General features: G+C 60.6%; 12 protein-coding genes. 6 read left to right on the top strand and 6 right to left on the bottom strand.

Annotated elements, in window-relative coordinates; all coding sequences use genetic code 11:
- Window positions 1-454 precede the first annotated feature (454 nt).
- Window positions 455-1,432: a Bug family tripartite tricarboxylate transporter substrate binding protein gene (locus AC5ZGW_RS34395; RefSeq protein ID WP_130227599.1), complete on the bottom strand. Its 978-nt coding sequence runs from the start codon at window positions 1,430-1,432 to the stop codon at window positions 455-457.
- Window positions 1,433-1,451: 19 nt separating this feature from the next.
- Between AC5ZGW_RS34395 and AC5ZGW_RS34390 the strand changes: the two genes are divergently transcribed.
- Complete coding sequence (locus AC5ZGW_RS34390) at window positions 1,452-1,883, top strand: integrase core domain-containing protein (RefSeq protein ID WP_463327124.1); 432 nt, start codon at window positions 1,452-1,454, stop codon at window positions 1,881-1,883.
- A gap of 149 nt (window positions 1,884-2,032) precedes the next feature.
- Window positions 2,033-2,476, top strand: coding sequence for a hypothetical protein (locus AC5ZGW_RS34385; protein WP_130227601.1), 444 nt, complete (start codon window positions 2,033-2,035; stop codon window positions 2,474-2,476).
- Window positions 2,477-2,943: 467 nt separating this feature from the next.
- Here the strand turns inward: AC5ZGW_RS34385 and AC5ZGW_RS34380 are convergent, their stop codons facing one another.
- On the bottom strand, window positions 2,944-4,524 hold the full coding sequence (locus AC5ZGW_RS34380; RefSeq protein ID WP_130227602.1) for a porin: 1,581 nt from the start codon (window positions 4,522-4,524) through the stop codon (window positions 2,944-2,946).
- A gap of 370 nt (window positions 4,525-4,894) precedes the next feature.
- Here AC5ZGW_RS34380 and AC5ZGW_RS34375 point away from each other — a divergent pair, with 370 nt between their 5' ends.
- Entirely contained in the window at window positions 4,895-5,377 is a 483-nt protein-coding gene (locus AC5ZGW_RS34375) for a MarR family winged helix-turn-helix transcriptional regulator (protein ID WP_130227603.1), read from the top strand.
- A gap of 77 nt (window positions 5,378-5,454) precedes the next feature.
- Here AC5ZGW_RS34375 and AC5ZGW_RS34370 read toward each other — a convergent pair whose 3' ends face one another.
- The 3 genes from AC5ZGW_RS34370 to AC5ZGW_RS34360 all read right to left on the bottom strand — a co-directional run bounded on the left by AC5ZGW_RS34370 (window position 5,455) and on the right by AC5ZGW_RS34360 (window position 8,896).
- On the bottom strand, window positions 5,455-6,582 hold the full coding sequence (locus tag AC5ZGW_RS34370; RefSeq protein ID WP_130227604.1) for an alpha/beta hydrolase family protein: 1,128 nt from the start codon (window positions 6,580-6,582) through the stop codon (window positions 5,455-5,457).
- 548 nt (window positions 6,583-7,130) lie between these two features.
- Window positions 7,131-7,787, bottom strand: coding sequence for a pyridoxamine 5'-phosphate oxidase family protein (locus tag AC5ZGW_RS34365; RefSeq protein ID WP_130227605.1), 657 nt, complete (start codon window positions 7,785-7,787; stop codon window positions 7,131-7,133).
- An 8-nt stretch (window positions 7,788-7,795) separates the two neighbouring features.
- Window positions 7,796-8,896: an Ldh family oxidoreductase gene (locus AC5ZGW_RS34360; RefSeq protein WP_130227606.1), complete on the bottom strand. Its 1,101-nt coding sequence runs from the start codon at window positions 8,894-8,896 to the stop codon at window positions 7,796-7,798.
- A 212-nt stretch (window positions 8,897-9,108) separates the two neighbouring features.
- Here AC5ZGW_RS34360 and AC5ZGW_RS34355 point away from each other — a divergent pair, with 212 nt between their 5' ends.
- Both AC5ZGW_RS34355 and AC5ZGW_RS34350 read left to right on the top strand, forming a co-directional pair.
- Window positions 9,109-10,332 (top strand): ABC transporter substrate-binding protein, encoded by a 1,224-nt coding sequence (locus AC5ZGW_RS34355; RefSeq protein ID WP_245474850.1) that lies wholly within the window; start codon window positions 9,109-9,111, stop codon window positions 10,330-10,332.
- 124 nt (window positions 10,333-10,456) lie between these two features.
- Window positions 10,457-11,062 (top strand): helix-turn-helix domain-containing protein, encoded by a 606-nt coding sequence (locus AC5ZGW_RS34350; protein WP_130227607.1) that lies wholly within the window; start codon window positions 10,457-10,459, stop codon window positions 11,060-11,062.
- Between the two features lie 98 nt (window positions 11,063-11,160).
- Here AC5ZGW_RS34350 and AC5ZGW_RS34345 read toward each other — a convergent pair whose 3' ends face one another.
- Window positions 11,161-11,361 (bottom strand): hypothetical protein, encoded by a 201-nt coding sequence (locus AC5ZGW_RS34345; RefSeq protein WP_165435342.1) that lies wholly within the window; start codon window positions 11,359-11,361, stop codon window positions 11,161-11,163.
- 211 nt (window positions 11,362-11,572) lie between these two features.
- On the opposite strand from AC5ZGW_RS34345, the gene AC5ZGW_RS34340 reads away from it, so the two are divergent.
- Window positions 11,573-11,893, top strand: coding sequence for a helix-turn-helix domain-containing protein (locus tag AC5ZGW_RS34340; RefSeq protein ID WP_130227609.1), 321 nt, complete (start codon window positions 11,573-11,575; stop codon window positions 11,891-11,893).
- Window positions 11,894-12,197: the final 304 nt, after the last annotated feature.

Here is a 12,197-nt window from a genome sequence, read left to right as displayed (position 1 = left end):
GGTCCTGGCGGAAGCGTGATCCTGCGCGTGCCCTGTCGGCAGCAAGCGACAGGTGATGGATGCCCAAACGAAACACTTCGTCCGACTCATCGGCGCATTCCTCCCAAGATCATTCTTTTTTCTTAGCGAGCGACGTTACGCTCGTTGCAAAAACAAATCATCCCAAAATATGGCGATGAGAGGACCGATGTCTGGAAAAGGATTCCAATGAATGATGCACTTCACGCTTTTCATTCCAACGATGCGCACAGAGACACGGCGCGATCGTGCCTGCGCGCGAGGCAGGTGTTCGTGAGTGCTCAACCAGCGCGGTGCAAGCGCACTGGTACATTGGATTCCAAGTGGGCCATGATGGCCCTGAAGCGACCCAGTACGTGTCGATCAAGCTTTGCTCAAATCACTCGAAGACTTCATTGCACCGCAACAGCCGTGGCCGGCAAAAGCGTTGTGATCCTCATTCTCCTTTGAGGCCGGCGTCGCGGATCAACTGGCCCCATTTGCTCGTTTCCGCGTCGATGAACGTGCCGAACTCCGCGGCCGTGCTGCCGCGGACTTCCAGCCCCTGGCCGAACAGCTTTTGCTTCACGTCGGGATCGGCAAGGATGCGGACGATCTTGTCCTGCAGACGATCCACGATGGAGCGCGGCGTGGCCGCCGGCGCCATGAAGCCGTACCAGCCGGCCGCGATCACGTTAGGCAGACCTTGCTCACGCAAGGTGGGAGCGTCCGGATAGATCGGGCTGCGATCGACTGACGCCACACCCAGCACACGGAACTTGCCGCTTTGGATATAAGGCAAGGCCGTGCTGATCGCGGTCAACGTGGCATCGACGCGGCCGGCCAGCAATTCCGTGTAAGACATCGCATCGCCGCGGAACGGAACGTTGAGGCCCTTGACGCCTGCATCCCTGAACAACAACTCGGCCGCCAGATGGGGTTGGGAGCCGGCGCCTGGAGAGGCGAAGGTAAGCCCGTTGGGCTGCTTTTTGCCGTAGGCGATCAGGTCCTGCAGGTTCTTGAACGGCGCCTCCGCACTGGTGATCAGGAACAACGGCGCGATGACCGCCATCGCCACCGGCTGCAGGTCCTTGCGGTCATAACCCAGTTTTCCGAACAGCGCCTCGGCCGTCGCATAGGGCGCCGCGGCGTAAAGAAAGGTGTAGCCATCAGGCGTGGCGCGCGCGACCGCTTCGTTGGCGAGGCGCGTGCCCGCGCCCGGCCTGTTCTCGACAATGCATTGCTGGCCGAGCTGTCGCTCGAGCTGCTCGGTCAGGATGCGCAGCGAGATGTCGTTGGCGCCGCCTGCCCCATACGGCGATACAAACCGCACAAGACGCGAAGGCCAGGCGCCCTGTGCGAACGCCCGGGAACCGCAGCCTGCAGCGAAGCAAGCCGCGACGCTGCCCAGCAGAGTTCGGCGTGTGACTTTCATGAATGCCTCCCTTTCGTTGTTGCGGGCCGAGGTCCTGACCTCGAAAAAAGCCCTGCCGGTCATGTTCAAGACCTTGAAGATGATCAACACCCTCAAGGTGACCTACCGGGTTCAGTTCGCCGAAATCCTCTCCGACAACGGCGCCGAGTTCGCCTCCCGGAACACGCCCGACGAGCACCCCTTCGAGGCCATGCTGCTCGAACTCGGCATCAAGCATCGCTACACTAGGCCCTACCGCCCGCAAACCAATGGCAAGGTCGAACGCTTCTGGCGAACGTTGGACGACGACGTCATCGACGGCGCAACCTTCGACAACCTCGACCGCTTCGCAAACGAGCTCTTCGAATATCTGATCTACTACAACAACTTCAGGCCGCATCAGGCCCTGGGCGGCAAAACACCCAAGGAATTTGCTGAGGCCCAGACCCAAACCATTCGATCAGCGAATTAGTGAACATGCACAGCAATGACGACGTCGTGTGGGATTGGCCCTGTCTTTCGACGAGACGACAGCGGTGCAACGCGCGACCAGCGACGAAATAACGACGACGGAGCGAGCGTCGCGCCCAGCCAACGCGGGAATCAACACAAGGCAAATGAATGGTCGGCCGGTTTTTCCTATTCGCAGCCTGGTGCGCGCTGCTCTGGTGCCTGCAGGTCGCCCCTGGGCTTTCGCGCGATGCCGGTGCGGAAGCGGATGACATTGTCTGGACGGCGATCATTCCCGACGCTTTCCCGCACTACGTCTACACGTGGCGCATGAGTCCGGACGGCAGCTACCGCGAGGACGGGCGCGATGCCGCAAGCGGCAGGCCGATCCAGGCCACGCTTTCCGGACACTGGAGGCGCGATGGGGCGCACATGGTTCTGCGGCAGGAGGGCTACCCCTTCGTCTTCGACGGGCTGGTGGTCGGGAATGGCTATGCGGGCACGCTGCGTCTCAACGGCCGCCCCTTTTCCCGCTTCTGCGCCATCAAGGGCGAGAAGCCGCCCGAGCGCTGCGGCAGCGAGGCCGGCGTTGCGATGATGCAAAGGCAGGATTGATCGGACGATCGCGCCACAATCGTCGGAGCTTCGGTCGACCACCGCCGATACCCGAATCAGGCCGAATCAGTTGGAGCCGGGTGCGGAGCCCTGCCGCGATCGCCGTAATGAAAAACCTCCGGCAGGGCATTGCCGGAGGTTTCGGAGGTTTAGCATTAAGAGGTTCTGTCTCAGCGAGACCTAACGGGCCGGCCATGCTGCGCCGACTTAAGTCCTTACTACCTTAGAAAATTACCTGAGTAAATCATATTTTTTTGATGTGCACTATGCCGAAGCTACGGAGGTGGCGAATGGCGAAGTGTGATGGAATGCGCGATGCCCGCTCGCATTCCCTACTCCTTGCTCCCTACTCCCTATTCGCTATTCGCTATTCGCTATTCGCTATTCGCCACTGACCACTCACGCAAAGAAAAATCCCCGGCAGTTGCCCGCCGGGGATTCTCTAGAGATGCTTCAGATCGAGCGGATCAGAAGTTGCGCTGAACGCGGAGGTTCAGGCTGTACGTATCCTGATCCTTGTATTCGTAAAGCGTGGCCGGCTTCGGAGCGGGCACGGCGAGAACGGCACCACCAGAGAACTTCTGGTCGAGGTGGAACCACATGAATTCGGCCGAGAACGTCAGGTTCTTGACCGGGGTCCAGCGGGTGACCGTACCGAGCTGCGACACGGCGAAGTCCGGGTTGCAGCTATAGTCCGCAGTGACGACCTTGGTGCCGGTGTAGTTGGCGCAGATGAACGCCTTGGCGGTGTTGTCGTAGCTCACGGCGGCGTAGCTGCCGAACACGCTGGTCGACCAGTAGGGATCCCAGTTGTGGTTGAACGCACCACGGATACCCCAAGCCTTGGTCAGGTGGATCGAACCATCGCCACCGAACGCGGTCGGAAGATACACACCGTCAGTGGTCGCACCAAAGCCGACGCTCTGATAGGCACCGAGCCGGCTCGTGCTGCCGAACATCGCAAAGCTCGGCGAGGCCGACGAAGTCGAGATGACCTGCTTGGTGTTGCCGACGGCGTAAGTGGCGTCGATCTTGAAGTCGTCGCCGGGGCCGGTCGGGATGTTCTTGATCTGCAACGCAGCCATCACCGCACCACCCCACTTGGTGTCAGGGTGACCGGACAGTTCCGAAGCACCGGTCGGAGCCGCACCCGGCAGACCGACGCCACCGGCAGGAGCCGCAGCGGTGTTCAGCACGTTGTAGGAGCCGCTGACTTCATGCGCCGAAGCCGAAATCTGGAATAGACCCCAAGCCTGATCGATGCGGATGTTACCGACGATGTCGGGCGCATGCACGCCGGCATAGGCGTTGGAGATACCACCGGTCGCGGAGAGAGGCAGCGACAGGTTGGCAACCACGGTGCGGTTGAAGACGGTCGGATCATCGAGGCCGATGGTGCCCGAAATGCCGTTGCCGAACTGCGCGGTGTACTGGATGTTGTTCACGCCGGTGACGGTGTCATGACCGCCGAGCAGGAACGACGAGTTGTTGCCCGGATAGCCGTTCCAAGGCGTCGCGAATGCGGACGAGGACTTACCGAAGGTGAAGCCCGCGAACTGGATGAACGCATACTCGACCGCGACATAGCCGCCGCCCGGCGTGTGCAGCAGGTTGGCACCTGCGACCGGCAGGCTCTGGTTGATCGAGTTCGGGTTGTAGGTGTTGTTGCCCAGCGTATCGAACTGGAAGTCGGCCTGACCGAAGGTGCGGACGACGCCATATTCCGTTGCTGTGCGGGTATCGACCGTCAACGCCATACGAGAGCGGGCGGAGAAGTAGTCTTGATACCGGTTGCGCTGACCCGCATCACCGTTCCAGGCCGGCCCGTCGTAGATGCCGCCGTTGAACGTGGTGTCGACACGCAGATAACCACCGATCTTCATGCAGGTATCGGTGCCCGGGATGTACCAGAAACCGGCACCGTAGAGCGAACAAACCTTCACGTACTCGACCGCTTTGGCCTTGACGGGAAGATCGGCCGCCTGTGCCCCGCCCACGGCGAGCAGAGCCGCCGCTGAGCCGAGGATAAGGCTCTTTGCCACCTTCATTGTTAACCTCCAAGTAAGTGCTATGCACGAACCCCCGTGCAAAGCGGATTAGACTGCCCTCGAAAAAAACGTTGAAGATCAACGCATCTCTCAAGCCGGTGGACTGATGAGAACCACCTGAGACGAGACGGTCGGGTGCCCCCCTCCGTCGGAATGAAAGTTATGCATGTGCTATTTAGATAATCAAATTAGTTTACTCACTCATATATTGATTGCCAACGCGATGTGTCTTTTCGGCAACTGAGCGCGCCGCTACCGAAGGACCACCTGTTGCCAAATTTCCCGTGCGAATTGACATATATAACTGATTACCGGTGTCGTTTCCGCCGCACATCCGCTATGGAGTCTGAAGGGGGTGAGTACAGTGCCCATGGATGAGTCCGCCACCAAGAGCGAGAATGTCATTCGGCGATTCGCCTGGGAGATCGCGGCGATCAGCGTTCATCTCGAGGAGATTCGCTACTTCTGGGCCAAGAAGCTCGGAATCAGCGGACCGCAATGGATGATGATCGTGGCGCTTGCCGATCTCGATCAGGGCGACGGCGTGCCGGTCAACGCTGTGTCAAAAATGCTGCATGTCGATCCGTCGTTCGTCACGACCCAATCGAAGCTTCTGGAGAAGAAAGGCTTTGTCCGTCGCAAGCCGGCGAAGGAAGACGCCCGCATCGTGAAGATGTCGCTAACCGACAAGACCTATAAGCAGCTCGCTGGCCTGACCTCGCAGCAGGAAAGCCTGAACGAGTTCATTTTCGCGGAGTTCAACCCGCGCGAGCTGGATGATCTGACCAACAAACTCGCCGCCCTCAAGAGGCGGCTGGAGAAAGCCCGCCTGAAAGTGGCGGCGGATTTTTAGAGACGCGACGTCACCCGGCCTCCGTTCATCATCTCCGAAGACGCGAAGGGCGACGGCGCGCCTGCGACTAGATCCTGTTATCCTAAAGGCTGCGCCCCGATACGGGACGCGATCCAATCGAAGATGAACTCGTTGGCGAGGGTTGGATTGTCGAAGAGCCCCTGGTCTGCCGCGGTCTCCGCGCTCTCGAAGATCTCGAGCGTAATGTCCCGGTCGGGCCGCCCTGCCCGCAACCGATCCGTCAGTTCGGTAACCCTGTCCGCTCTGAGTCCGCCGTGCCCGCTGGCGGCCACCAACAACGGACACCTGATGCTCCTCTGGATGCGCTCGGCTTCTAACTCAGGACACGGCTCAATGCCGAACGGCCTGTTCTGCGGATTCAGGAATGACCGTATATGCAGATCCCAAATGCCGCCGTCGCAAACGGCTGCGGCAAAGCGATGGTCGAAGGCGATACCGCGCGCGACAAAGGACGAACTCCAACCATCGGCGAGGATCGCGATCCGCTGCTCGTCGACATCGTCCCGGCCGACAAGGTAATCCATGATGGACGCAATGGCCCGCTGCGGGTTGTGGCGAAGCGATACCTCCTCGAACGACAGGCCGGTGCCATCGCCGAGGACGTCCACCGCAAGCAGCGCCATCCCGCGCTCCGAAGCGTGGCGCGCGAGCTTGAACAGGAACTCTTCCTTGTGATGTCCGGGCTCGCCGATACAGATGACCACCGGCGCACGATCGCCGCACAGGCGCGCCGGCAGATAATATCCCTGCAAGGTGAATTCGTTCAGCCAGGGTATCGAGACGACCTCGCCGACCGGCTCGCGGCAGTTGAGATAGTTCGCGGCGCATTCGCGCATCGATGCGATCGCTGACCGCCGCTTGTCCGGCGAAAGATCAAACGGACAGGCGGCGGTAAGATAATAATTGATGGCGCGAAGCCAGTTGCTCCTCGCCGTCGCCGGATGGCCCTGTGCGGCCGCGGATGAAGCCCGCTCGCGATTTGCCTCCGCGGCGGCTGTCCATTCCCGGTGCCAGGAATCGTCGCCATCGTCGCGGGTGAAATTGATGCGGCTGGCGGTGAGCCAGCATTCCGAAAAAGTCGCGCCGCCTTCCTGGACCGAAGCCAGTAGGCGCATGAACTCAAGCGAGAGATCCTCACGCTCAGGCCACCAGATCCGCCCTTGCGGGCTCAGATCAGAGGTCATGACCGGAACCGCTCCCACGCGGGAGAGATGATCGCGAGGACTGCGATCTCCATAATCGACTACCGGCAACAGCAATTAGCACGTCCCCCAAAAAGTCTCAGCCAGCGTCGACAGCCCAACAAGCGCATCACAAAGGGTTCATGCGCGCCGTTCGTTCCCCACTTCGCCCATCGAGAATGCGGCCCTTCTTTCGGCATAAATCACGATGCTGTCAAAGCAAATGGCGGGGTTGCGGCATTTTGCGACGGTTGCGGTCGATTGTGCTCACCCGTTCATCACCAAGAGAAGTTGCAATCTGCATCATGGCGGGCAGAGAGACAGCCAGCGTCAGCGATCCGGCGAGAATAGCCCGGCGAGTATGACGACAAGTTCGGCTACCGCGGCGTGTGTTGCCGTAGCAGCTTCGGGGGTCGATCAGCCGACAAATCAGACCGTGCAGCCGCGCGCGGCCTTGATGTGCACATCACTTTCACTCGCAGCGACCTGACCAACATCAATGCGCCGATCGTCATCGGCGCACGAAGCGACATACAGCTCGAATCACAGCTTCACCGGCCGCGGCGATAATTCCTCGCGTAGTCGGGTACGGCGATACCGGGTTTCAAGGACGAACAATTGCGCGGCTCGCCGGCGGTAAGCTGTAGCGGAATCACGCCCGACCAGGTGTCGAGCCGATAATCCTCTTCGGGATCCACCACGCCCTGATTCCTGATCTTGACCGAGGCTTCGGTCAGCGGAAACCGCATGAAGAGCGTGGCGGCAATTTCCTTCGGTTTCGGCGCACGCACCTGGTGGCCCGGGCAGATGTCCTCGATGAACGCCGCGACGAGGCGCTCCTTCTCGCCGGGATCGACGATCTTCTCGGCCGCCGCGAAAATCATGACTGAGCGGTAGTCCATGCTCATGCCAAACCCCGATCGTCCCGCAACGATCGAATCGATCAGGGTGACCGTGATGCAGGCGGGAGCGCCGGCGGCCAGCGCCGCGAGCGACTGATTGGCGGGGCTGCCATGGATGTAGGCGAAATCGCCGATCCTGACGATTGCGGTCGGAAGCACGCGCGGCGCGCCATCAACCACGACACCGACGTGACAAACCAGCGCCTCGTCGAGGATGCGATACATCACCTCGCGATCATAGACGGCACGCTCCGGATGAAGCCGGACGCGGGTGCGTTCGGTCGGCGATAATGTCGAGCCTGTCATGGCTGCCCTCACATCGCGACGGCCTGACCGGCATCCTTGCGATGCGTCAGGTGATCGCCCTCATAGGCATTCCGCTCGGCTGCTTGCTTGCCTGCGATGTAAAGCTCGATCGAGTCGTGGAGCGATTTCGGCACCAACACGCCTTCGACTTCGGTGCGCTTGCGGGCCTCGTAGCGGCGATCCGAGGGCAACCGGACGCCGTCCTGTGCCAGCATCTTGCCGAACAGCAATTCGGCATGTTCGAGCTGTTTGGCGCGATCCCCTTTCGCCATGCAACGGACCGGATCGATCGCGATCACGAGTTCTCCGCCGCACGGGGCGCCCGTATTCGCCTTGTCGCGCTCGCCGGCTTCGAAGCTGAGGACATCTCCGAGCAGCGGCCCTGCCAGCAATTCCACCATCATGGCGATGTTGGAGCCCTTGAAGCCGCCGAATGGAAGCTGCGCGCCGGCCAGCGCCTGGGCCGGATCGCGGGTCGGCGTGCCGTCCGGTCCGATAGCCCAGCCGTCGGGCAATGTCTTGCCGTCGCGAAGCCGGAGCTGGATCTCGCCGCGGGCGCTGGCGCTCGATGCCTGATCAAACACGACCGGAGGCTTGCCGTTTCGCGGCCAGGCGAATGCCATGGGGTTGGTGCCGAACAGCGGCCTTGTGCCGCCAGCCGGCGCGACATAGGGACTGGCAGCGACAAAGGCGAAGCCGACCAGGCCATGCTCCGCCAGTTGCTCGACCTCCGGCCAAAGCGCGGCGACGTTGAGCGCGTTGTTCACCGCCATCGCCGCGATCCCCATCTTCTTGGCAAGGGCGGCGAGCGGCTCGGCTCCGCGCTCCAGTGCCAGCGGCGAGAAACCGTATTTCGCATCGACCTTGATGACGGCAGGCGCAAGCATGGACAGTTCGGGCTCGGCGTCGGGCGAAGCCTGACCCGCGTGCAGCCCGTTCATGTAGAAAGGCAGCCGGAACAGGCCGTGATGGCGGCACTCGTCCCGCTCGGCCATAGTCACGGTGTTCGCAATCGCATTTGCATGCGATGCACTAAATCCTTGCGCGAGCAGCGCGGCCTTGGCCGACCTGTGCACGTCAGCCAGCGACATCCGGATGGCGTCCGACATCCTCTACCTCCTATTTTCTCTTAGCTTTCCCGGCGTGGGCGGCCGGCCCGCTTAGAGAAATGAACTTTGCATATTATGCAAATTTCGTCCAGACTATTTCGTGATCAGCAAATGCCGATAATTTAACCCTGCACAAAAGTGCATGATATGCAAAACTGACTGCAAGATTTCAGCGCGCGCCGTCCCCCGAGCGAAACCAAAGGAGAAGCAAGATGCCGTCACTGATGAAATTCCTCAGCCTTGCAGCCGTGCCGATCGGCTTGGTCCTGGCCATGCAGCAGGGCCGGGCCGCCGAACCGGTGATCTCGGACGGCTTCGTCAAGATCGGCATCATGAACGACCAGTCCGGGCTCTATGCGGATCTGGCCGGTCCGGGCTCGGTGGTTGCGGCGAAAATGGCGATCGAGGAATTCGGCGGTACGGTCCTCGGCAAGAAGATCGAGCTCGTCTCCGCCGATCATCAGAACAAGGCCGACATCGGCGCGGCAAAGGCGCGCGAATGGTTCGACCGGGATGGTGTCGACATGGTCGCCGATTTCTCGAACTCGTCGGTGGGCTTTGCCGTGCAGGCCCTGGCGAAGGACAAGGACAAGATCGCCATCATCATGGCGGCCTCTTCCGACTTCACCGGCAAGGCCTGCACCGCCACCTCGGCGCAATGGGTCTACACCAGCTATTCCAACGGCTACAGCCTCGCCAGGACGATGACCGACGCCGGCGACAAGAGCTGGTTTCTGCTGACGGTCGACTACGCATTCGGCCATGCGTTCGCCAACGATATCCGCAAGGCGGTGACCGAAGGCGGCGGCACCGTCGAAGGCGAAGTGCGCCACCCGCTCAACACCGCCGACCTCAGCTCTTATCTGCTGCAAGCGCAATCCTCGAAGGCCAAGGTGGTGGCGCTGGCAAGCGCCGGCGCCGACATGGCCAACGCAATCAAGCAGGCGGCGGAATTCGGCATCAACAAGAGCAAGACCTTCGTGGCGCCGATCGTCTTCATCACCGACATCCACGCAATGGGCCTCGCCAGCACCCAAGGCCTGCGCTTCGTCTCGGCCTTCTACTGGGACCGCAATCCGGAAACCCGCGCCTGGTCCGAAAAGTTCTTCAAGCTGCACAAAGCCATGCCGACGATGACGCAGGCCGGCGTCTATTCGGCGGTGCGCCATTATCTTCGCGCAATCGAAGCGACCGGTACCGATGAAGCAACCGCGGTGATGGCGAAGATGAAGGAGCTGCCGGTGAATGACATCTTCACCCACAATGGCAGGGTCCGCGAGGACGGGCTGCTAATGCACGACATGTACCTGATGCAGGTGAAGCAGCCCCAGGAATCCAAGGAGCCGTGGGACTATTACAATATCCTAACCACCTTGCCCGCTGACAAGGTGTTTCCGCCTTTGGAAGCGAGCGTGTGCCCGCTGATCAAGAAGTGACTTGCACATTATGATATGGCGCAAGCCGGAGCTTGCGCCATTTTTGCCGCTGATCTTGCGCCCGATGCAAATCACCTCTAGAGCAGGTCCCGGTAAGCCATCACGATAGCTTTCGGGAGGGGCCATGGATCAGGCGCGGCTGATCGCCCGGCAACTTGGAGCGCGAATTCGCAAAGCGCGCACGGATCGGAAGCTCACGCTGCAGGCGCTCGGCAACGATACCGGCCTCTCGGCGGCCTATCTCTCGCGGGTGGAGCGCGGCGAGGCGGCGATGTCGATCGCCAATGTGATCCTGATCGCGACCCGGCTGAACATGCCGCTCCGTGACCTGTTCGAGGATTCCGGCGACGTCCAGGCGCCCAAATACTATACGATCTCGCGCCGGCGCCAGCGCGAGACCTCTCCGCCGCACTCCGCCAACGGCTATGACTATCACTGGCTCTCGGGCGACCTCGCAGACCCCAAGCTCAGCGCCTTCGTGCTTGATTTTCCGGTCACCTCGGACCTCGACATCAAGCTGCTGTCCCACGAGGGCGAGGAAATCCTCTACGTGCTCGAGGGCAGGATCGAATTTCAGATCGGCGAGGAACGCTTCGTGCTCGACCAGGGCGATTGCGTCCATCTGTTCGGCGACCGACCGCATATGGGCCGCAATGCCGGGCTTGGACCGGCGCGATTATTGATGGTGGCCACGCCGCCCGATGTGATCGAGCATCATTCGGAAGCTTAGCCGTGATCCGGAAAAGTAGTTTTTCGAAAAATATCACGTTCAAATAGAAAACGAGGTCACGAGCCGATATCCGTATGGCCGGATCATGATCCAGCCGATCAATCGGCGGCAAGCGCGCAAGACACGCAAGCGACCGCAGCCAGCGACAGCTCGTAAGCCGAGCCTTTCGTGGATCGATGGGTCATCAAGAGGCCGGCCGCAATCACCACCACTGCCATATAAAACGCGAACATGGCGCCGATCCATTTCCAGTCGATTCGGCAAGCGTCGGGTGTGAGGCTTTCAATCAAGCTGCGCATGATCTCCTCCTCATCAGGAATCGGCGTGCGGTATAACTTGCTTCCGCGATGCGCTATGTGATCTGGTTCACAAACCATCCGAATGCAGCGCCACTAAAGCGTGATGAACCGTCATTCCGCTCTATCTTTTGTGTGAGCATGATATTCCCGCAGACGCTTCGAAAGCTGGCGCCCACTTTTCCGGATCTGTTCCGGTCCCAATGAGGTATCGATGACCGGCCCAGAGCTGAAAAAGCTTCGCGAGCATCTGGGCGAGGCCATTGGCCGGCCACTCACGGTGGCCGAGATGGCGAAGCTGTGCGGACTGAAAGGGCCCGAGGGCGCCAACACCGTCCGCCGCTGGGAGGTGACGGGACCGAGCGCGCAAGTCGCCGATCTCCTGCGCGTGCTGGCGATGGCCAGCGAGCACTATCCGATCCTCGAGAAGTTCAACGTGTTCGACCGCCATGACGTCCCGGAGAAGGAACGGCCGGCGCGCAAAGCTCAGTTCCGCGAACAGATGCGCGAGGACATCAGGCGCAGGCTTGGTTAAGCAAGTCTTGCCTCGTTAGGAAAGATTTCCGCAAAGGCTGCGCGCGAGGTGCAGGTTAAGCCTTCCTTCACCCTTCCTTAAGCTGCCGTTAAGCACAAAAAACAATTACCGGCCAATATGTTGGATTATCGACCGCGATCGCCCCCCGCTGACATCATTTTATTCAAATGCGGTCTTTATTCGCGCCAGGGGGCGCTGCGCGCAGCGTCTCATTTTGAATCTCCGAGGACTAGAGCGTGATGAAGTTAGGTTCGTGCATATCCTGAGTTTGCCAAGTAGCTTGCGCATTCTTTGGGCGTGAAGA

The sequence above is a fragment of the Bradyrhizobium sp. Crot121 genome (assembly GCF_059512385.1).
Note: the sequence above shows the minus strand (reverse complement) of the source record. Positions and strands in the feature narration are given on the sequence as shown.

Excerpts from the sequence above, each read along its gene's own strand:
- AC5ZGW_RS34395 (WP_130227599.1), bottom strand. The coding sequence starts at position 1,432 with ATGAAAGTCACACGCCGAACTCTGCTGGGCAGCGTCGCGGCTTGCTTC.
- AC5ZGW_RS34385 (WP_130227601.1), top strand. The coding sequence starts at position 2,033 with ATGGTCGGCCGGTTTTTCCTATTCGCAGCCTGGTGCGCGCTGCTCTGG.
- AC5ZGW_RS34380 (WP_130227602.1), bottom strand. The coding sequence starts at position 4,524 with ATGAAGGTGGCAAAGAGCCTTATCCTCGGCTCAGCGGCGGCTCTGCTC.
- AC5ZGW_RS34375 (WP_130227603.1), top strand. The coding sequence starts at position 4,895 with ATGGATGAGTCCGCCACCAAGAGCGAGAATGTCATTCGGCGATTCGCC.
- AC5ZGW_RS34370 (WP_130227604.1), bottom strand. The coding sequence starts at position 6,582 with ATGACCTCTGATCTGAGCCCGCAAGGGCGGATCTGGTGGCCTGAGCGT.
- AC5ZGW_RS34365 (WP_130227605.1), bottom strand. The coding sequence starts at position 7,787 with ATGACAGGCTCGACATTATCGCCGACCGAACGCACCCGCGTCCGGCTT.
- AC5ZGW_RS34360 (WP_130227606.1), bottom strand. The coding sequence starts at position 8,896 with ATGTCGGACGCCATCCGGATGTCGCTGGCTGACGTGCACAGGTCGGCC.
- AC5ZGW_RS34355 (WP_245474850.1), top strand. The coding sequence starts at position 9,109 with ATGCCGTCACTGATGAAATTCCTCAGCCTTGCAGCCGTGCCGATCGGC.
- AC5ZGW_RS34350 (WP_130227607.1), top strand. The coding sequence starts at position 10,457 with ATGGATCAGGCGCGGCTGATCGCCCGGCAACTTGGAGCGCGAATTCGC.
- AC5ZGW_RS34345 (WP_165435342.1), bottom strand. The coding sequence starts at position 11,361 with ATGCGCAGCTTGATTGAAAGCCTCACACCCGACGCTTGCCGAATCGAC.
- AC5ZGW_RS34340 (WP_130227609.1), top strand. The coding sequence starts at position 11,573 with ATGACCGGCCCAGAGCTGAAAAAGCTTCGCGAGCATCTGGGCGAGGCC.